Origin of the sequence: Klebsiella sp. P1CD1 (assembly GCF_003790505.1) — a bacterium.
Taxonomy (GTDB): domain Bacteria; phylum Pseudomonadota; class Gammaproteobacteria; order Enterobacterales; family Enterobacteriaceae; genus Klebsiella; species Klebsiella variicola.
Genome location: NZ_CP033631.1, coordinates 4,349,687 through 4,367,746 on the forward strand (window position 1 = coordinate 4,349,687; position 18,060 = coordinate 4,367,746).

Annotated in this window: 21 protein-coding genes and 1 tRNA gene; 10 read left to right on the forward strand and 12 right to left on the reverse strand. The window is 54.8% G+C overall.

Annotated features, from left to right (window positions below; all coding sequences use genetic code 11):
• The first annotated feature begins 178 nt into the window (after window positions 1-178).
• Window positions 179-1,045 carry a GNAT family N-acetyltransferase gene (locus DTA24_RS21585; RefSeq protein WP_012542565.1) on the forward strand — a complete coding sequence of 289 codons (867 nt, stop codon included), beginning with the start codon at window positions 179-181 and terminating at the stop codon, window positions 1,043-1,045.
• A gap of 22 nt (window positions 1,046-1,067) precedes the next feature.
• Here the strand turns inward: DTA24_RS21585 and DTA24_RS21590 are convergent, their stop codons facing one another.
• Genes DTA24_RS21590 through DTA24_RS21605 form a run of 4 tightly spaced genes read right to left on the reverse strand, consistent with a single transcriptional unit; the run spans window position 1,068 to window position 5,855 of the window.
• Window positions 1,068-2,093, reverse strand: coding sequence for a fimbrial protein (locus tag DTA24_RS21590; protein WP_086512394.1), 1,026 nt, complete (start codon window positions 2,091-2,093; stop codon window positions 1,068-1,070).
• 1 nt (window position 2,094) lies between these two features.
• Entirely contained in the window at window positions 2,095-4,530 is a 2,436-nt protein-coding gene (locus tag DTA24_RS21595) for a fimbria/pilus outer membrane usher protein (protein ID WP_046882280.1), read from the reverse strand.
• Between the two features lie 10 nt (window positions 4,531-4,540).
• A complete protein-coding gene (locus DTA24_RS21600; protein WP_008805478.1) occupies window positions 4,541-5,236 on the reverse strand; it encodes a molecular chaperone in 696 nt (231 codons plus the stop codon).
• Window positions 5,237-5,294: 58 nt separating this feature from the next.
• Window positions 5,295-5,855, reverse strand: a complete 561-nt coding sequence (locus tag DTA24_RS21605; RefSeq protein ID WP_012542568.1) for a fimbrial protein — start codon at window positions 5,853-5,855, stop codon at window positions 5,295-5,297.
• A 472-nt stretch (window positions 5,856-6,327) separates the two neighbouring features.
• On the opposite strand from DTA24_RS21605, the gene DTA24_RS21610 reads away from it, so the two are divergent.
• Window positions 6,328-6,990 carry a LuxR C-terminal-related transcriptional regulator gene (locus DTA24_RS21610; RefSeq protein WP_102781329.1) on the forward strand — a complete coding sequence of 221 codons (663 nt, stop codon included), beginning with the start codon at window positions 6,328-6,330 and terminating at the stop codon, window positions 6,988-6,990.
• Complete coding sequence (locus DTA24_RS21615) at window positions 6,968-7,273, forward strand: hypothetical protein (RefSeq protein ID WP_022064705.1); 306 nt, start codon at window positions 6,968-6,970, stop codon at window positions 7,271-7,273. The genes DTA24_RS21610 and DTA24_RS21615 overlap by 23 nt, the downstream gene beginning before the upstream one ends.
• 51 nt (window positions 7,274-7,324) lie before the next feature.
• Here the strand turns inward: DTA24_RS21615 and DTA24_RS21620 are convergent, their stop codons facing one another.
• Entirely contained in the window at window positions 7,325-8,629 is a 1,305-nt protein-coding gene (locus tag DTA24_RS21620; protein WP_023339736.1) for a citrate synthase, read from the reverse strand.
• Between the two features lie 45 nt (window positions 8,630-8,674).
• Window positions 8,675-8,815: a hypothetical protein gene (locus tag DTA24_RS28415; RefSeq protein WP_020804400.1), complete on the reverse strand. Its 141-nt coding sequence runs from the start codon at window positions 8,813-8,815 to the stop codon at window positions 8,675-8,677.
• Window positions 8,816-9,139: 324 nt separating this feature from the next.
• On the opposite strand from DTA24_RS28415, the gene DTA24_RS21625 reads away from it, so the two are divergent.
• The gene (locus DTA24_RS21625; RefSeq protein ID WP_002892370.1) at window positions 9,140-9,310 is read left to right on the forward strand and encodes a hypothetical protein; all 171 of its coding nucleotides are present in this window, start codon (window positions 9,140-9,142) and stop codon (window positions 9,308-9,310) included.
• A gap of 78 nt (window positions 9,311-9,388) precedes the next feature.
• Here the strand turns inward: DTA24_RS21625 and uraH are convergent, their stop codons facing one another.
• Window positions 9,389-9,790 (reverse strand): hydroxyisourate hydrolase, encoded by a 402-nt coding sequence (uraH, locus tag DTA24_RS21630; RefSeq protein ID WP_008805473.1) that lies wholly within the window; start codon window positions 9,788-9,790, stop codon window positions 9,389-9,391.
• 371 nt (window positions 9,791-10,161) lie between these two features.
• Between uraH and DTA24_RS21635 the strand changes: the two genes are divergently transcribed.
• Window positions 10,162-10,701 (forward strand): hypothetical protein, encoded by a 540-nt coding sequence (locus DTA24_RS21635; RefSeq protein ID WP_012968793.1) that lies wholly within the window; start codon window positions 10,162-10,164, stop codon window positions 10,699-10,701.
• A 284-nt stretch (window positions 10,702-10,985) separates the two neighbouring features.
• Here the strand turns inward: DTA24_RS21635 and DTA24_RS21645 are convergent, their stop codons facing one another.
• The 4 genes from DTA24_RS21645 to DTA24_RS21660 form a co-directional block, all read right to left on the reverse strand.
• A complete protein-coding gene (locus DTA24_RS21645) occupies window positions 10,986-11,552 on the reverse strand; it encodes a hemagglutinin repeat family protein (protein WP_022065134.1) in 567 nt (188 codons plus the stop codon).
• 26 nt (window positions 11,553-11,578) lie between these two features.
• Complete coding sequence (locus DTA24_RS21650; protein WP_100040860.1) at window positions 11,579-11,824, reverse strand: hypothetical protein; 246 nt, start codon at window positions 11,822-11,824, stop codon at window positions 11,579-11,581.
• Window positions 11,814-12,926, reverse strand: a complete 1,113-nt coding sequence (locus DTA24_RS21655; protein WP_032753785.1) for a ShlB/FhaC/HecB family hemolysin secretion/activation protein — start codon at window positions 12,924-12,926, stop codon at window positions 11,814-11,816. The genes DTA24_RS21650 and DTA24_RS21655 overlap by 11 nt, the downstream gene beginning before the upstream one ends.
• A gap of 287 nt (window positions 12,927-13,213) precedes the next feature.
• Window positions 13,214-13,290 (reverse strand) — tRNA-Arg (locus DTA24_RS21660).
• Between the two features lie 339 nt (window positions 13,291-13,629).
• Between DTA24_RS21660 and folD the strand changes: the two genes are divergently transcribed.
• Together folD and ybcJ are read left to right on the forward strand one after the other, a co-directional pair.
• Window positions 13,630-14,496 (forward strand): bifunctional methylenetetrahydrofolate dehydrogenase/methenyltetrahydrofolate cyclohydrolase FolD, encoded by an 867-nt coding sequence (gene folD / locus DTA24_RS21670; RefSeq protein ID WP_004143017.1) that lies wholly within the window; start codon window positions 13,630-13,632, stop codon window positions 14,494-14,496.
• A 1-nt stretch (window position 14,497) separates the two neighbouring features.
• Complete coding sequence (ybcJ, locus tag DTA24_RS21675) at window positions 14,498-14,710, forward strand: ribosome-associated protein YbcJ (protein WP_004143016.1); 213 nt, start codon at window positions 14,498-14,500, stop codon at window positions 14,708-14,710.
• A 45-nt stretch (window positions 14,711-14,755) separates the two neighbouring features.
• Here ybcJ and cysS read toward each other — a convergent pair whose 3' ends face one another.
• On the reverse strand, window positions 14,756-16,141 hold the full coding sequence (gene cysS, locus DTA24_RS21680; RefSeq protein WP_004143010.1) for a cysteine--tRNA ligase: 1,386 nt from the start codon (window positions 16,139-16,141) through the stop codon (window positions 14,756-14,758).
• Between the two features lie 175 nt (window positions 16,142-16,316).
• Here cysS and ppiB point away from each other — a divergent pair, with 175 nt between their 5' ends.
• The 3 genes from ppiB to DTA24_RS21695 all read left to right on the forward strand — a co-directional run bounded on the left by ppiB (window position 16,317) and on the right by DTA24_RS21695 (window position 17,983).
• Window positions 16,317-16,811: a peptidylprolyl isomerase B gene (ppiB, locus tag DTA24_RS21685; RefSeq protein WP_008805471.1), complete on the forward strand. Its 495-nt coding sequence runs from the start codon at window positions 16,317-16,319 to the stop codon at window positions 16,809-16,811.
• A 3-nt stretch (window positions 16,812-16,814) separates the two neighbouring features.
• A complete protein-coding gene (gene lpxH, locus DTA24_RS21690) occupies window positions 16,815-17,537 on the forward strand; it encodes a UDP-2,3-diacylglucosamine diphosphatase (protein ID WP_032732630.1) in 723 nt (240 codons plus the stop codon).
• A gap of 107 nt (window positions 17,538-17,644) precedes the next feature.
• Window positions 17,645-17,983, forward strand: a complete 339-nt coding sequence (locus DTA24_RS21695) for a hypothetical protein (RefSeq protein WP_012968796.1) — start codon at window positions 17,645-17,647, stop codon at window positions 17,981-17,983.
• Window positions 17,984-18,060: the final 77 nt, after the last annotated feature.

Here is an 18,060-nt window from a genome sequence, read left to right on the forward strand (position 1 = left end):
GGCCGTTCAGCCCGGTCTGATATGGCCAGCATGCGGTTATTTGTGACTGGGGCAAAGGTTAAGCATCGACATTGCGGATCCTTTTCCCAGATATGCTACGTTTACAGCGCTCATTCGACGCAAGTGCCTTTGCCGACGTCGCCGCTTTCAGAAGCCATAGTGAGAAGGAACTATGACAATGAATTATCAATTAGTGAAGCAAGTCAGAGAAAATAGCCCATTAAGAAAAAGCTTCATTGACCTTGCCGTTAAGACTTTTGATCTGTCTTTTGAAGAGTGGTATCAGCAAGGTTACTGGACCGACGCCTATATCCCCTACGCCTTTGTCGAACGCAATAAAGTTATCGCTAACGCCTCGGCCAATATCATCGACCTGCGCTGGCAGGGCGAGCCCCGGCGTTATATTCAGATTGGCACCGTGATGACCGAACCGGACCACCGTAATAAGGGATTAGCCGGCCAGCTTATCCATCACATCCTGCAGGACTGGCAGCAGGAGGCGGACGCCTTCTTTTTATTCGCCAATCCCACCACGGTGGATTTTTACCCCAAATTTGGCTTCACCCGCAGCGAAGAGCATCAATATATTATGCCGGTTTCCCCGCGAGCCGGTGATTTTCGTAAACTGGATATGGACAGCGCTGACGATGTCGCCCTGCTCCGCCATTACTATGAAAAATCCAACCCGTTCTCACCGCTGCGGGTGGAGCATAACTTTGGCCTGCTGATGTTTTACTGCTCAGCCTTTATGAAGCATTTTGTTTATTACTCGGCAAAAAATGAGGCAGTGGTCATCGCCATGCAAAACGGTCCGGTGCTGATCTGCTTTGACCTCTTCTGCGAGGAGGGTAAGAGCCTGTCGACGCTGGTCAACGAACTGGCCGATGACCATGTTTACCAGGCCATCCTCGGTTTTACCCCTAATGAAGACCGGCTCGGCGAGTATGAGAAAATAGAGGGAGAAGATATCCTCTTCGTCTATGACCAGAAGGAAAACCTGTTTAAAGACAGGAAGTTGATGTTTCCTTTACTGGCGCATGCCTGACGACGCCACGCCGTCAGGCCGATCAGTTATAAGTCACCACGAAGGTCGCGCTGGCGTTCGCCTCGCCCGCAGTCACTGCGGGCTGCGTCTGGATATAGCGGGCCTGATAGGATAAACGATAGTTCGTCTGACTGCCTTTATTCCCGGACCAGACCTGGCTCACCTGGTTTAGCGGCACCAGCGCGCCGCCGGCGCTGAGGATTTGCACGCCAAGTCCGGATGCGCCTTCAGGTTGGTCATCGATTTTAATCACCTCGTTGGCGGCGACAGCGCTGTCCACCGTCGCGTTAAACTGCATAAACACGCTGCCGACATTTTCACAGTTCGTCAGGTTGATGTTAAAAGGAACCGGGGCGGTGGCGCTGTTGAGCCCGGTAAACGCGGTTTTGTTATGCCGCCCGAGGAAGACGTTAATGTTTTTACTGTCGTCAGTAATCTTGCAGGTGGGTGATTTGACCTGAATACAGAGCCCACTGACGCTAAAGCGCATCGCCTGTACTCCGCCAAGATAAATATCGCCAAGGTAATCGTTAAGGCAATACTCGCCCGGCGGCGGTAGACCGCCGTTATCGGCAATCCGCCAGAAATAGATGGTCGGTTTTTTATTTTCCGCCTGAAATGCGCGCTGGCCGGAAAATACCGGCGCTGAGGGCCAGGCCGTGAACAGGGGATCGAAATTAATGCCATCCTGTTCCCCCATCTGGAAGCTGTAGCCAATGCCCGGCAGGCGGTCGATGCTGTAGATATCCCCGGGCTTGCCGTCTCCCGCCGGGCCGACCCGTGAGCCGCCGATGCTCTGAAACCCGCCGGGCTCGCTGCCGCTGCAGGCGATCTCCCAGCGTTCGTTATTAGTGATAATCATCCCTCCGTAGCTGTATAGCAGGGAGCCGATGGGGCGATTGCTGACGTCAAGGTTGATACTGGCCTGGCTGACGTTCACTGAATACTCGATAGTTTTGCCACTGACCATCTGGCACGCTGCCGACAGCGAGGCGCAGTATCCGCCGGCCAGCAGAAGCGGTACCCCTGATGCGATGATTTTTTTCATATTACTTCTCCTTTATTCCCGGCCGGCAGACCTGATGCGGCGTACCGCGGCTAACCTGTTGCGCCGCGTCGCCGCGGATGGCATAGGCCAACCGGCAGCGTTGCCCGCTGCGTTCGCCCCATACTACCGAGACGCTGCCGTCGGCCTGCGGCACCCGGGCATACAGCAGCCCACCCTGACCGACGGCGCCAACCGCCCGACCGCTGTCGTCAAACACCTCCGCGCCCAGCGGGGGCGCCGCGCCATCCGGCAGCGTGACATGGGCAAACCAGGGATAGCCGGTACGCGTGACAAATTTGACCTTCACCGCCGCGCCCGAATCGGGCACCACCGTCGTGCTGCTGGAGACAATCTCCACATGGTCGTTCAGACCCTGCGGATCGAGATCCAGCCAGTTATCGGTAAAGGGATCGAGGTAAGGGATGATCGTAAAACCCTGGCGGTTTATTGGCTGTCCGAGGCGGTTTGCCACCCGAGCGCCCGCCGCGCCGGGCGCTTCCACAATGGCGAAGGTTTCCCCCAGTTCGGGGGTGGCGGTCATTCCGCCCTGATGCGCCACCAGGGCGCCCGATGCCCCCAGCGAGTACTGCTGCTGGTGGCGACCGGCGCTGGCGCTGGCATTCAGGTACGCATAATCCGTACGCAGGCTACCGTTGCCCCCAACGCTGGCCTCGTGCGGGTTCTCCCGCGGCATGTCGTAGCTGGCGGTCAGGCCATAGCTAAAGGCATTTTTCTCGCCAGCGCTGCCGGTATAGCTGGACTGCAGCTGGCTGCCATAGTTCTTATCATGGTTAAAGCGGGTAGTCAGGCTGCCCGCCAGCCCGAACGGCAGCGAAAAGGAGACGCCCACCACCTGATTATTGCGGTGATGAATATCCTGACTCTGCTGGGCGTACAGGTAGTAATTGAGCTGACCATAGCGGTTGGCGTACCCCAGCTGATAGGAGCGCCAGCGGTGGTGGCGGACATCCTCACTCCAGATTCCGTTAAACGACAGGCTGCCGCTGCCGGCCTGCTGAGACAACGTCGCGCTGTAGCGGGTCATCTCCCGCCAGTCGTTGGGGTGACGGTCGTGCTCCCGGACGGCGTCGCGAATGGAACGATAGTTGCCGTCGTTGCTGTGGCTCATCGAGACCAGCATCCGCGTATCGGACGCGAAGGATTTTGATGCGGATACCCGCCAGCGATACCCCTCCTGCCAGCCGCGTTCCCTGCCCTTCGCCGCAGAACGGGAAAGATCGACCGCCAGCGCCCCCCAGTAGGTATTGAAGGCGCTGCCGACCAGCGTCGAGTAATAATCCGTCGTCGCGTTGGCGCCGGAATAGCCGCTGACATAGTCATTGAAGCCGTACTGCACCGTGGCTTCGCCAAATCCCGGCCGCCCGGCGATCCCGTCCTCATCCAGATAGCCCAGCGACAGGTCATAGTAGACCGCGCCTGCCCGCACCAGGCCAGGCAGCGCGGCGTACGGCACGGTAAAGGTCTCCTGACTGCCGTCCGCCTCATGGATCGTTACCTGTAAATCGCCGCCGGCGTTGGTGGGATAGAGATCGTCAAAGGTGAATTTGCCCGGCGGAACCGTGGCCTCGTACAACAGGGCGCCGTTCTGGGTGACCGTCACGCGGGCATTGGTGCGCGCCACGCCGCTAACCGACGGCGCAAAGCCGCGGCGGGAGCCCGGCAGCATGCGCACATCGGTAGCCAGCCTGCCGCCGATAAAACTGACGCTGTCAAAGAAGGTTCCGTCGGTCCATCCCTGACCCAGCCGTAACGTGGACGCCCAGTTCACTACACTTCTCTCAGCCCAGGTGGCAATGCTATCCCAGTGTGTATTCCCCTCCTGCGCCTGGTAGCTGGACTGGTGATGTAAACGCCAGCCAAAGGCGCGCAGGCTGGCATCCAGCCCGAGATAATGATGGCTGCTGCTATCCCCGTCGACGATGCTCTGATAGCTGTTGGCCTGATAGCGCAGCACTGCGGCGGGCACGCCGCTATCCACCTTCTTCAGGTTCACCGCCCCCCGATAATGGGGTTGCAGTAGCGCCTGGGGCATATTCACCCGCAGGACGTTTTCCCCGCTGTCATACTCCCAGCCGATCGCCTTATTGATCTGCGAAAAGCGCAGGCAGGTGGCCGCCGCCGGCCACTGGGCGTCCTTCAGCTGCAGGGCGTCGAACAGCGAGGGCGAGATGCAGGGCTCAAGCTGGCCATCGTGTTCCTGGATAACAAACGTTTCTTCCGCCAGGTCCCGGCCATTCACCGAGAGCGTGCTGCGATACTGTCCGGCGTGCAGCGGATTACCGTATTGATATTTCTGGAGATCAACCTGCGCGGCGCCGTGCAAATGGGCGCGGTTAAAACTAAACGCCTCTGCCGCCCATGCCTCCTGCCAGGGAAGGAGCAGCATCAACCCAAACTTGATCTCCCTGAGTTTCATAATAATGTCCTTACTGAGGATAATTATGATTCACTACCGCGCCGTAATCATTGATGGTGGTGAAGCTGAATTTCTCCGGCAGCGTACGCAGCGCGACCCCTTTAAGCGCGATCTCCAGCGAGGAAAAAGGGGCGACCATGCCAGCGGACTGTTTTTGTCCGTTAAGGGTGATGCTGTCGATGGTGATATAGCGCGATGAGGCATTGCTCACCCGCAGCCCATTGCCCGTGGGAGCCAGCGCCCAGCGCAGGGCATTCTCCGGCGCCATTTTTTCCGCCGCCACGCCTGCCGGACGGTAAAACAGCTTGATACGCGACCGTATCGCGAGCTGGAGGTAATTGATTGCCGTGCCGTTTTTCGGCTCAGGCGGGATGTCCAGCAGATTAAACCAGAACAGCGACTCCCGATCCTGCGGCAGACGGCTGCCGTTGAACACCAGGCGCCAGCTTTGGCCCTTTCCCGGCTCGATACGCACAATCGGCGGCAGCACAATAAACGGCGCCGAATCTTTTTCCGGTTGATTTTGCACGCGGCCATCGTCGACCCAGACCTGCGTCAGAGAGGGGGTCTCCCCCATATTGGTGGCCCGGACGGCGATCTCTTTTTTGTCGCCGGGAAAAATAATCCGTGTGCCGTCAATAACCATGCTGGCGTCCGCCGAGGGTAAAATGCAGGACAGCAGCCATGCCAGAACCATACGCCGCATATTCACCTCCTCCTTGCCGGGTGGATAAACGGCCCCTGAGCGGGGCCGTGGACAGGGTTTACGGATAGACCACCGTAAAGTTGACGTAGGTAGCGACTTTTCCAGCCGTAGCGGCGTCGGTCGCATAGTAGCGGGCATAGAAAGGCAGCGAGGCGGAACCATCCTGCTCAGCCACCGCCACCGGGATCACATCCGGGCGAGCAATGGTGCCGTCTGCAGCGACCGCCGGGCTCTCCGCGAGGTTAATCGGCGTAAACCGGGTGTTCAGCAGTTCCACATCGACGTTTTCTGCTTCCGTGCCGTCAGACAGGGTATTTTTTAGTCGGCCCTCCGTGGAAACGTATTGATCTTTCTCGAAGTACACCGAGACATCAGCCCCTGGGGTGCAGCTCGTCAGATCGATGGTGAAGGGAACCACGCCCGCCGTCTCACCCGCGCTGCTGAGCGCTGAACGCTGGACCGTCGGCAGGGTCACCGTCTTGTCTTTATTCACTACCGTACAAGTATTTTCGATGACTTCACCATTAAAGGTGACTTTGCCATCAGCAGCCTGTGCCGCTACCGGAGAAAGCATCATCATCACCACGAAAGATGCCATTCCTCTGCTGTATTTTTTCATATTTACTCCTCATCACCACGCTTATGGAGAATCGTTCAGGAAATACCCCTGGCGTACTTTATACGTACAATTTATTAATGCTCAGTCCATTGGATTAACCTGTTATCTTTTAACCCCTTCCCTGCACTGACATCCTACTCACTTCATTGTTTATTATTCAAATTCGCCACCAGGACCATTTCTACTTTTTATAGAAAAGTCTTAACGCCACTCTGAAAAAGAAATAAAATAAACGCACAATAAAAACATAACCCATTGTAAATAAATGATAATTTTTATTTTTTGTTTTCCATACAACATTCGTAAAATGCGATCTAAATATCTCACCCTCATTATTAACCACCTCCTCCCACGTTCTCCCCCCCTCGATTGAAAGCGCAGGGAGTATGTTATTTAAGGTGGATATTCTCTACAGTAAATTGTCGAATCAGGCAGGACAGCATGCACAGCGTATTTATGCCAGGAGGTCATTATGTTGATCTGCATTGCGGATTCAGAATATTTTAATATTGCGCTGAAGGCGTATATTAATGAACCAAACAGCAAGCCTCTGGATATTAAAGAAATGCTCTGTTACCCGTTTAGCGGACAGAGTGAGATGTTCTATACTTTTTTTGCGACCGATGCCGGAGCCCGGTTAAGCACCATCCTTATTGATTACAGCAGCGTCAGCATCGAAGTACTGCAGGTCGCGCTCAGTTTAAAATCGTTTAATCCCCTGATCCGGATCTTTATTTTTGCCAAATCAGGCTACCCGTTGAGCGAGCTCGAAAGCAGCCTCGCCATTGTGCTCGGCGCAGAGTTCATCACCAGTTTTGCCGGGCTCAGTACGGCGCTTGCCCGCGCTCCGCGCTGGACGTCGCCCCCCGCCGACAAGCTCTATATCGCCATACCTGACAGCTATAACCTGACCCGTAAGGAAACTTTTTTAATCAGCCTGTTGATGGGGGGAATGCCGTTGTGTCACGTGGCCAGCACCATGCAGCTCACGATCAAACGGGTCTACTACTACCGTTCACGCGTCCTTAACAAGCTGGCGGTGAAAAATAACGTGGAACTGATGAACAAAGTTCAGGGGATGGTGTTGCGCCACTACCGACAGGAGACAGGCCATGAAATCGTATCTCTACGCTAAAAATCGCCTTATGTTGATTATCCTGAGCTGGCTAAGCGCAGACGAGGCGTTGCCATCTCGTCACGATTTCCAGCAGACTGAAGCCATCCTCAGCACCCTGCATATACCGTATGTGCTGAAGTCTGACCTTGATCAACTGAGAGCTACGCTACAGCCATTACTCGCCACACCCGGGCCGCAAGCCTGTGAGGTAGGCGCTTTTCTCAGCGCCCTGTTGGCGCTGTATACCCGGTTAACCGAATATACCGCCGTCGAGCACTATCTGCTCTCCCGGCATCTCTAAGTAGCACCCCGCCTGGGCAGGAAGACGCCGCGCGCCTCCTGCCCGTACGCATTACCTTGGGCCAGCAGACTGCTCGCCGCGTCGGGAGACGTAATCCCGATAGCCCTCGCCAACGTAAATCTGCCGTGGCCGGTAGATGGTCAGCGGCGCCTGGTGCATCTCGTTCCAGTGCGCCACCCAACCGACCGTCCGACCGACCGCGGTGACCACCGCAAACATCGACGAAGGCAGATTCATCGCCTTGAGGATCACCGCGGTATAGAAATCCACGCTCGGCGACAGGCCATTGTCCACAAAATAGGGGTCGGTCAGCGCCACGTCCTCAAGGGCCATCGCCACCTGCAGCAAACGGTCGGACATGCCTACCTCCGCCAGTACCCGATGGCTGGTTTCACGCAGGATCCCGGCGCGCGGATCGCGGTGACGGTAGCGCGAGTTGCCAAAACCCAGCCGGCGAAATGCCTGCGGATCGCGCTTCGCCTGGCGCAGAAACGCCGGAACCTGATCGACGCTTTCAATCTCCTCCAGCATTCGCATGCTCGATTCATTGGCGCCACCGTGCATTGGCCCCCACAGCGACGCCAGCCCGGCGGCGACGCAGGCGAATAAATTCGCCCCGGAGGAGCCCGCCGCACGCACCGTGGTGGTCGAGGCGCACTGCCCGTGATCGGCATGGAGCACCAGGATCTGGTTCATCGCCTGCTCGATGACCGGATTCAGAACATATTTCTCCGCCGGGATAGCAAACAGCATCTGCAGGAAATTTCCGGCATAGGAGAGATCGTTGCGCGGATACGCGGCGGGTTGTTCAATGGTGTACTTGTAGCTCATGGCGGCGATAGTGGGCATTTTCGACAGCAGCCGGGTGGCGGCCAGCGCCCGGTGCTGCGGATTTTCCACATCCAGGACATCATGATAGAACGCCGCCAGCGCCCCCACCAGGGCGCACATCAGCGCCATCGGGTGCGAATCGCGACGAAAGCCGCTGCACATGCGGGCTATCTGCTCGTGGACCAGAGTATGGCGGGTGATGGTCTCGCGAAAGGTTTGATAGCTGGCCTCATCCGGCGCGTCACCGTTCAGCATGATGTAGGCCACTTCGAGAAAATCGCACTGGCGAGCCAGCTGATCGACGGGATAGCCGCGGTGCAGCAGCACGCTGTTTTCCGTATCGATCCACGAGATCGCCGACTGGCATCCGGCGGTATTGGCGAAGCCGGGGTCATAGCTGCAGAATCCGGACTGATTTAGCCCGCGCATGTCGACTCCCACCGGCCCCCGCGTTCCCGGCACCTGCGGCAGGGCGATGGGTGGTTGTTGCCCGGCAAAAGAAAGCGTTAACGGTGTAGTGCTCATCCTGTTAGTCCCCCAGCAAGCTTATCAGCGACCTGAAGTCATTCTTCAGGCGGAAAGACCAACATAACCAATGTGATGCCGCTTATTCATTGATGTCATCACTATAACCCTGACAAAGAGGATATTTTGCTGGCCTTCACGGGGAAACAGGCCGTCTTTCCCCAGCCCACCGCCGGATAGCGGCACAAATCGCCAAGGATAAAGGCGATCATCGCTGTCAAAATTTACGCTGAGTAAAGAAAGGATGAAGAAGAGCTACCATGAATTTTGTGCTGTCGATGACCCTCATCTGCATTACCATCGCCTGGCTGATGATGAGCCTGCTGCCGGTGTAGATGCACCGCTAACCGCCACGCCAGTGGTCTGGATAACCCCTCCTTCAATTGATTTCCGCCGTGGTCTTCGCCTCTGAGGTTTCACAAGAGCCATATAAGAAGTACTGGTTGCATATCAGGCTGTTGCGTTTTCCCGCCGAGGGGTAGGCTAAAGGCCCACTGTTAAGGAGGTGATATGTCTGGACTGATCAATCCACATGCGGCCCCGGAAGAAGCAGCCTATGCGCTGCTGATTGAGCTCGTTCGCGCCCAGCGCGTGCCGCAATATGAAGGCGAAATTTCCGGCCTGCTGGCGATGTACGACGAAGCTGTTAAACACTTTAAAGAGAAAGAGACCGAGCGTTAGGCGTGGACATCGTGGTGCGAGGAAAGCGTGACGCCTGCGGGAGAGACGCAGGCGTTGGCTGGATAGCAGCTTGCGACATCAGCTGCCGCGGTAGGTAGAGTATCCGTACTGACTGAGCAGCAGCGGGATATGCAGTTTTTGATTTTGCTTTGTAACATTGAAAATAACCGGAACCACCGGGAAGAACGTATTCATGTTTTGGCTTTTAAAATAGTCACCGGTTTTAAACGTCACTTTATAAACCCCCGGCTCCATATTCTCCGCCTGCGGATAGAGCGATTTAATCCGCCCATCGGCATCCGTTTTACCGGTGGCGATATGCTGCCAGCTCTCCCCCTGCTGTTTATCCAGCTCAATCTGCACCCCCGGTGAAGGGAGCCCGGTTTGCTGATTAAGAATGTGTACGCTGAGCGTCCCCTCTGGTGCCGCCAGCGCGCTGAAGCTGAGCAGAGAAATTACGGAGGCGATAACTAATTTCATAATCGTGACCTTATTGGGCAAGTGAAAGTGCCCTAACTATAGTCAGCGCGGCGGGGAAAAAAATTAAACTTTTTGTTATCAGATTGCGGTTATTCGGCGGGGAAAGGCGCAACTGGATGTGCGCTGAAACAGGCCATAAACGGCCTTCTGCACAGGGAAAGTCGGCTAACAGATATGATCTTTTCATCTTGAAAAGCAGACCTTTTCCGGACGGCGGGTAACGAACGTCCGGGACCTGTCGCTGATGCTTATACCGTGAGCCGATCGTTGTCAGAAGAGGGATTGATTGTATATAGACTTTGGATAAATGTTTGACCAGGATGGGCTCATAGCTTGTCACTAATACGCTCAATTTTACAAGGACTAACCCGATGCCATTACCCGATCGTCTGCAACCAGCCAAAGTAAACCGCCAGAAACTGCAACAGCTAGCGGACATGGCCGAAGAGATACTGTCGCAAATTGATAATGGGGCCAAGGAAGAAGATGCCGGATTGAAAATGTTGATAGATAGCTGGAATAGTCAGGTCATTAACCCATATGCATTCTCTGATTTCCGGGACTTCTCTTCATGGACCAGTGCAAAAGACTTCACCCGGATGGCATTTAATCAAGAAAAATATGTGGCGGATTTAACCTGGGATGAGCTGATTCAGATCATCCAGTTTGTGTGTCAGGCCGAAGGTAAGGAATCTGAACAAAGCTACGCGCTGGGAGTGCTGGAGAAAAACTTTGATGCCAATCCATCCGACCTTATCTACTGGCCAGATGAATGGTTTCAGGATAAAGACATGCTTCATGTCGATTTGACGCCTGAAGAAATCGCCGGATACCTGATGGCAAAATCTGGCCGGCGGCTAAGCGATGCGCCGCAGATCGAGCTGAAGTATCCGATACCTTCAAATACGTAAGGTATATCAGCGCTCAGTTTGTAGATGTTGAAAGAATGGGATAGCGGCAAAATCACCGATCACCTGGATTTATATCAGGCGCCGCTACGCTTTCTCCTTGTCGGAGACTGGGCTTAAACTGCCGCTGGTGTGTTCCGCATCACGGCTTAGGCCAGCTACGTCCTGCTTCTGGTTATCACTGGTCATTTTGTCGCGGCTGACAATTAGGCTCCCCTGACCACGACCCAGCGCCGAAGGTGTAGCCCAGGCCACCACTGAGGCTGTTCTGCGTGTTGTCGTAGTGGTCATTGCACCGCAGGCTGGTTATCACCAGGCAGATAATGCGTCGCCTCCATTTTCTGAAATCCAGCAGAAGCAGGAAATCTGGGATCATTATTCATATCCCGCAACTTATTGCCTTGTGAAGGATTTGATTCAACCTGTTTCCAGAACGTTTGCTCATTCAAATCCCTCGGCGCTGTAAATTGTTTACCCGGCTTAGCCGTCGAGATCTTCTCCGCTGCTCTAATCAGTATTGTGTTATCAATAATACCGGCTGCTTTACCCACTAACGATAACGCTTTTTCTGCCGGGATTGACGTCAGCAGAGCCAGCGCGTAATCCTTCGCCTCTTCCGCTGTCAGCAACGCCATTACCGTATCCGAGCCCGGGTTATTACTCAGGATGGTTTTGATAATATCCGCGCTTTCCGGCAAGTCGCCGCGTACGATATCCTTTAACCCGGCCTGTACCTGCTCCGGCGAAAGATTGTTGTCCTGCGCATACTTCACCCAGGATGTGGCTGCCTGTCCGGTTTCCGTCATCCCTTTTGGCAGACTCAGCGAGTTAGTCTCAACAACAATCCCAACCACAAAGGCTGGGATCTTTTCGACATAGATTAAAATCCCTTTACTTTAAAAAGGCGGAATAATGCGAGTCCAATGCCTCCAATGCTTCCACCATAAAGTCCTAATTTTGCTCCGTGCAAAACATCTTGCCAAGTTGTATTAAAACCATCGCCAAGCAGCCACAGTAACAACGAAAAAAAAATCTTTCCGCATACAGATAATGCGATCATGAATAAAATCGTAGCAGCTAAGAGAAATAGAGACTGAACACATCTAACTCGGAGATCATTTTTCATTTTTATCTCCTATTTTTTTTATTACCTGTTCAGCTCCTTTACCGCCTCCCTCTGATATTACTGAAGCTCCAATATTACCCATATTGCCTGGAAGCTTACCAGGCAACATCTCCTTAGAGATCCCCAGTTGACCTTTAATTTCGGTATATTTCAGCAGGTCAGGATTAAACTTAGGATCCCAGCCGCCGGTTAGCCATTTACCAGCCGCATTTGTGCCTGAAGAGATTAGTTTGCCTCCCCAGTAACCGCCAGCAGAACCCAGACCATTAGTAATTGCTCCTGTTAAAGGATTGTCACCGTTGATCTGATTGGTTAGCGCGCCACCGGCTGCATTCCAGCCCACTGTTCCCCATAAGCCATTCCCTATGCTTGCAACGTTTATCCAGCCAGCAACAACAGAGTTACCTGTACTCTTCTGGCCGCTGTTGTCGACGCTCATCGACAACAAAAGTGGGCGCTCCGCTGTCGCCGTCAGGTTAACGATGGAGCCGCCAGGTTTTTCGCCCGGCTGGATTTCAATTTGCACAGGCGTCGCGCGCGTGCGGTTAATCTGCTCCATCCCCTGTTCGATATCACGCAGGTTAAGAATATGGCCTTCCAGCCCTGGAAACGCCATTGTTAACTCACGTTTAGCCGCCCCTTCCATGGTGATTTTTTCGAGCTTTCCTTCAAGAATAGTCAGATGTAATACCCCGGAACGTAAATCCTGCTCGGTCAGAAAAACGCGGCTGGTAATATATCCCCGACTGATATACCAGTCGGAAATAATATTTACGAGTTTAGTAATACGCGCAATATCCATGCACTGCCCAAGCCAGGGCTGGACTATTTTTTGCTGCTGACGCGGATCAATAAGCGTCGCGCCATCTAACGCGATGCGATGGATAGAAAAACAGGGACCATCAGAGGCTTCAGCCTGCGCAGGCATCGCCGCGTGAAGGCTGGGCGTGGCGCGCTCCAGCGATTCACGTTGCTGCTGGTTCTGACGCAGTAATTGTTGCTGCTGTTGCTCAATGCTGTCGCGATCGGCTGGCGATAAAAAAGCGGCGTGGGTGGTCAGACTCAGCGTCATTAGTCCCAGAGCCAAATACAGAGATTTCATCCGTGTTCTCGTTATTACTTAACGTGCAGTGCAAAAACATATTCCATTATATGTTGCGCGGATTTAAGCATGAAACTTACGGTATGTGAACATGAAATAATGAATGAGGATCGTTTTTAGGATAATGACTTTTGCGCAGAAAAATAGACGGCAGAGGAAAAATAACGAATGTATTAAAACGTATTTGAAATATGTTTTTCAACCGCAATAGCACAGCCAGGTTACAGGATAGGGAAAATGGTGTCCGGTACGAAAAAGCAGCAAGAGGATTAGAAGCTGATATTGAATGGCACGCCCTACAGGATTCGAACCTGTGACCTACGGCTTAGAAGGCCGTTGCTCTATCCAGCTGAGCTAAGGGCGCCCTGAGAAGCGAGTGCTTCGCGGAGTGAAACGCCTGGAATTATACGGTCCACGTCCGTTGAGTCAATCCATTTTGCCAGGAAACTGCGGGGCTTATACGATGCTGGCGAAATATCCCTCAGCAACTGTACAAGAAGCATACCACCGGGGCTCATGCGCGCGAAAATTCACTTAGTGGCCAGGCGCAACACACCAATGACCCTGGACTTAACAGGGTCAAAACAGGCTAAATTCACCGCAGACAGGATAAAACAGCAAACGAGGACTGACAGCGAGGCCCGCTTCTGACAAAATATCCTCATCCCCCTTTCGTAAAGATACAGATGGAATCCTCTCTCTGATGGCAGCAAAAATTATTGACGGTAAAACGATTGCGCAGCAGGTACGCTCTGAGGTTGCGGAAAAAGTGAAGGCTCGCGTTGCGGCCGGAAAACGCGCCCCTGGGCTGGCCGTCGTGCTGGTCGGTAGCAACCCGGCCTCGCAGATTTATGTCGGCAGCAAGCGCAAAGCATGTGAAGAAGTGGGCTTCGTCTCCCGCTCTTACGATCTCCCGGAAACCACCAGCGAAGCCGAGCTGCTGGAGCTTATCGACACCCTGAATGCCGATAAGACCATCGACGGTATTCTGGTTCAGCTGCCCCTGCCGGCAGGGATCGACAACGTCAAAGTGCTCGAGCGCATCGCGCCGGATAAAGACGTCGACGGCTTCCATCCCTACAACGTTGGCCGCCTGTGCCAGCGGGCGCCGCGCCTGCGTCCGTGCACTCCGCGCGGTATCGTGACCTTGCTGGAACGCTACAATATCGACACCTACGGCCTCAATGCGGTGGTCATTGGCGCGTCCAATATCGTCGGTCGCCCGATGAGCATGGAGCTGCTGCTGGCCGGCTGCACCACCACCGTGACCCACCGCTTTACCAAAAACCTGCGCCATCACGTCGAAAACGCCGACCTGCTGATCGTTGCAGTAGGTAAACCGGGCTTTATTCCTGGCGAGTGGATTAAAGAAGGGGCGATTGTGGTCGATGTCGGCATTAACCGTCTGGAAAGCGGCAAAGTGGTCGGCGACGTGGTGTATGAAGATGCCGCCGAACGCGCGTCCTACATCACCCCGGTTCCCGGCGGCGTTGGCCCGATGACCGTCGCCACCCTGATTCAGAACACGCTGCAGGCGTGCGAAGAGTATCACGACGTTGAGGAGGCCTGAGATGGCGACATTTTCCTTAGGTAAACACCCGCACGTTGAGCTGTGCGATCTGCTGAAGCTGGAAGGCTGGAGCGAAAGCGGCGCCCAGGCGAAAATCGCTATCGCTGACGGGCTGGTGAAAGTTGACGGCGCGGTGGAAACCCGCAAACGCTGCAAAATCGTCGCCGGTCAGACGGTGAGCTTTGAAGGCCAGAGCGTCACCGTCACGGCCTGACAGCGAAAAGAAAAACGCCCGCTTTTGCGGGCGTTTTTTTATGGCTTACTTCCGGCGCCAGGTGGTGCCCTGCGGGCCATCTTCCAGCACAATGCCCATCTCGTTGAGACGGTCGCGCGCCGCATCCGCCGCCGCCCAGTCTTTCGCTTTACGCGCGTCCAGACGCTGCTGGATGAGCGATTCGATCTCCGCCACTTCCGCGTCGTCAACCTGCGCGCCGCTCTGCAGGAACGCCTCCGGCTCCTGCTCCAGCAGACCCAGCACCGCAGCAAGCTTACGCAGGTGGGCCGCCATGGCGTTCGCCGCGGCCGCGTCCTCGGTTTTCAGACGGTTTACTTCACGCGCCATATCGAACAGCACCGAATAGGCTTCCGGGGTGTTGAAGTCGTCGTCCATCGCCTCGATAAAGCGTGCTTCGAAGGCTTCGCCCCCCGCCGCGTCGACGGATTTGTCCGTCCCGCGCAGCGCGGTGTACAGACGCTCCAGCGCCGAACGCGCCTGCTTGAGGTTCTCTTCGCTGTAGTTCAGCTGGCTGCGATAGTGGCCGGACATCAGGAAGTAGCGAATCGTCTCCGCATCGTAATACTTCAGCACGTCGCGGACGGTAAAGAAGTTACCCAGCGATTTCGACATCTTCTCGCGGTCAACCATCACCATGCCGGAGTGCATCCAGTAGTTAACGTACTCGCCGTCATGGGCGCAGGTGGACTGGGCGATTTCGTTTTCATGATGCGGGAACATCAGATCCGAACCACCGCCGTGAATATCGAAGTGGTTGCCGAGCTGCTTGCAGTTCATCGCCGAGCACTCGATATGCCAGCCCGGACGACCCGCGCCCCACGGCGACGGCCAGCTTGGCTCGCCCTCTTTCGACATCTTCCACAGGACAAAGTCCATCGGATTCCGCTTGACGTCAACCACGTCGACGCGCGCCCCCGCCTGCAGTTGATCGAGATCCTGGCGTGACAGCAGACCGTAATTCGGGTCCGTCGGCACGTCAAACATCACGTCGCCGTTATCTGCGACGTAAGCATGGCCTTTAGCGATCAGCTGCTCGGTGATCTCAATGATCTCCGCGATATGGTGCGTTGCGCGCGGTTCGCTGTCGGGACGCAGAATATTCAGCGCGTCAAAATCTTTGTGCATTTCGGCAATCATGCGATCGACCAGCGCGACAAAGCTTTCGCCGTTTTCATTAGCGCGCTTAATGATTTTGTCGTCGATATCGGTGATATTGCGCACGTACTTCAGCTTATAGCCAAGAAAACGCAGATAGCGCGCCACGACATCAAAGGAGACGAAGGTACGGCCATGGCCGATATGACAGAGATCGTAAACGGTAATACCACACACGTACATGCCGACTTCCCCGGCATGGATAGGTTTAAATTCCTCTTTCTGGCGCGTCAGTGTATTAAAAATTTTTAACATCGAAGATTCCGTGTAGACGTGTGTGGGTAATGAAGTCTCTATAATACCCATAATTCAGACCGGACGCAGCACACATTGCAAGGTGCATCGACCCCCGCGGTTATGCTATAACACCCCCCTATATCTCACCCGACATCGGGTGCTGGCACCACACTCATCGGAACAGGATGCAAAAATGGTTACTTTCCACACCAATCATGGCGATATCGTAATCAAAACGTTTGACGACAAAGCGCCGGAAACAGTTAAAAACTTCCTGGACTACTGCCGCGAAGGTTTCTACGACAACACCATTTTCCACCGTGTTATCAACGGCTTTATGATTCAGGGCGGCGGTTTCGAACCGGGCATGAAACAAAAAGAGACCAAATCTCCGATTCAGAACGAAGCGAACAACGGCCTGAAAAACACCCGTGGTACGCTGGCAATGGCCCGTACTCAGGCGCCGCACTCCGCCACCGCCCAGTTCTTCATCAACGTGGCCGATAACGACTTCCTGAACTTCTCTGGCGAAAGCCTGCAGGGTTGGGGCTACTGCGTTTTCGCCGAAGTGGTTGAAGGCATGGACGTGGTAGACAAAATCAAAGCGGTTGCCACCGGCCGCAGCGGCATGCACCAGGATGTGCCGAAAGATGATGTGATCATCAAAAGCGTCACCGTCAGCGAGTAATTCGTGGCGACACTTTTTATTGCAGATTTGCACCTGCAAACAGAAGAACCGGCGATCACCGCCGGTTTTCTGCGTTTTTTACAGGGAGAAGCCCGCCAGGCGGACGCCCTGTATATCCTTGGCGATCTGTTTGAGGCGTGGATCGGCGATGACGATCCGAACCCGCTGCACCAACAAATTGCCTCGGCAATCAAAGCCGTCGTCGACGCCGGCGTGCCGTGCTACTTCATCCACGGCAACCGCGATTTTCTCGTCGGCCAGCGCTTTGCCCGCCAGAGCGGGATGCTCCTGCTCGCCGAAGAAGAGCGACTGGACCTCTATGGCCGTGAAGTGTTGATTATGCATGGCGACACGCTGTGCACCGATGACCCAGGCTATCTGGCGTTTCGCGCCAAAGTCCACACCCCGTGGATCCAGCGTCTGTTCCTGGCCCTGCCGCTGTTGATCCGCCGCCGCATCGCCGCCCGCATGCGCGCCGACAGCAAAGCCGCCAACAGCAGTAAATCAATGGACATTATGGATGTGAATCCACAGGCGGTAGTTGACGTCATGGAAAGACATCATGTGCAGTGGCTGATCCACGGCCATACCCATCGCCCGGCGGTCCATGAACTGCAGGCCAACGGCCAACCCGCATGGCGCGTGGTACTTGGCGCCTGGCACAGCGAAGGTTCGATGGTCAAGGTGACACCGGACGACGTCGAACTGATCCACTTTCCGTTCTAGTTCCTGCGCGAGCACAATTCCGAAACCGTCTTTTGCCCGGGTAAAGGTGCGCGCTTCCCCGCGTCCTGCATGCTAGTCTCCCACGACATCACTCTCAAGGAACGAGCATGAACAGAAAAAAGTGGAGTCAGCCGCTGATGTGGGGAACGATCATCGCGATCCTCAATCCGTTAGGGGTAAGTTATATCGCCTTAGTCGGCGTCGCTATTGGCAACACGCTGACGTTTGTCTGGTGTGCAATGCTGGCGTGGGCCATCTATTTCTATGCCATTTATTTGCTCTGTACCCGCCCTCACGATAGTCGGCTGGTACAAATCTATTTACTGGTGATGGGCACCCTGATGCTCCCTTGGGGGTTAGTGCTGCTCATCACCTGTATCATGAATGAGATAAAGGCCACTAAGCCGCGATCGACGTCATCACTGAACGAGACAAAAGACGGCTAACCATGCGCACGCAACCGTTTTCCTTGCTGGCAGTTCATGCTATTCTCTGTGGCCTCTAAAGCAGTGTGAAACACACC

Bases quoted from the DNA above. Each gene is read 5' to 3' on its own strand.
- DTA24_RS21585 (WP_012542565.1), top strand. From the start codon at position 179: ATGAATTATCAATTAGTGAAGCAAGTCAGAGAAAATAGCCCATTAAGA.
- DTA24_RS21590 (WP_086512394.1), bottom strand. From the start codon at position 2,093: ATGAAAAAAATCATCGCATCAGGGGTACCGCTTCTGCTGGCCGGCGGA.
- DTA24_RS21595 (WP_046882280.1), bottom strand. From the start codon at position 4,530: ATGAAACTCAGGGAGATCAAGTTTGGGTTGATGCTGCTCCTTCCCTGG.
- DTA24_RS21600 (WP_008805478.1), bottom strand. From the start codon at position 5,236: ATGCGGCGTATGGTTCTGGCATGGCTGCTGTCCTGCATTTTACCCTCG.
- DTA24_RS21605 (WP_012542568.1), bottom strand. From the start codon at position 5,855: ATGAAAAAATACAGCAGAGGAATGGCATCTTTCGTGGTGATGATGATG.
- DTA24_RS21610 (WP_102781329.1), top strand. From the start codon at position 6,328: ATGTTGATCTGCATTGCGGATTCAGAATATTTTAATATTGCGCTGAAG.
- DTA24_RS21615 (WP_022064705.1), top strand. From the start codon at position 6,968: ATGAAATCGTATCTCTACGCTAAAAATCGCCTTATGTTGATTATCCTG.
- DTA24_RS21620 (WP_023339736.1), bottom strand. From the start codon at position 8,629: ATGAGCACTACACCGTTAACGCTTTCTTTTGCCGGGCAACAACCACCC.
- DTA24_RS21625 (WP_002892370.1), top strand. From the start codon at position 9,140: ATGTCTGGACTGATCAATCCACATGCGGCCCCGGAAGAAGCAGCCTAT.
- uraH (WP_008805473.1), bottom strand. From the start codon at position 9,790: ATGAAATTAGTTATCGCCTCCGTAATTTCTCTGCTCAGCTTCAGCGCG.
- DTA24_RS21635 (WP_012968793.1), top strand. From the start codon at position 10,162: ATGCCATTACCCGATCGTCTGCAACCAGCCAAAGTAAACCGCCAGAAA.
- DTA24_RS21650 (WP_100040860.1), bottom strand. From the start codon at position 11,824: ATGAAAAATGATCTCCGAGTTAGATGTGTTCAGTCTCTATTTCTCTTA.
- DTA24_RS21655 (WP_032753785.1), bottom strand. From the start codon at position 12,926: ATGAAATCTCTGTATTTGGCTCTGGGACTAATGACGCTGAGTCTGACC.
- folD (WP_004143017.1), top strand. From the start codon at position 13,630: ATGGCAGCAAAAATTATTGACGGTAAAACGATTGCGCAGCAGGTACGC.
- ybcJ (WP_004143016.1), top strand. From the start codon at position 14,498: ATGGCGACATTTTCCTTAGGTAAACACCCGCACGTTGAGCTGTGCGAT.
- cysS (WP_004143010.1), bottom strand. From the start codon at position 16,141: ATGTTAAAAATTTTTAATACACTGACGCGCCAGAAAGAGGAATTTAAA.
- ppiB (WP_008805471.1), top strand. From the start codon at position 16,317: ATGGTTACTTTCCACACCAATCATGGCGATATCGTAATCAAAACGTTT.
- DTA24_RS21695 (WP_012968796.1), top strand. From the start codon at position 17,645: ATGAACAGAAAAAAGTGGAGTCAGCCGCTGATGTGGGGAACGATCATC.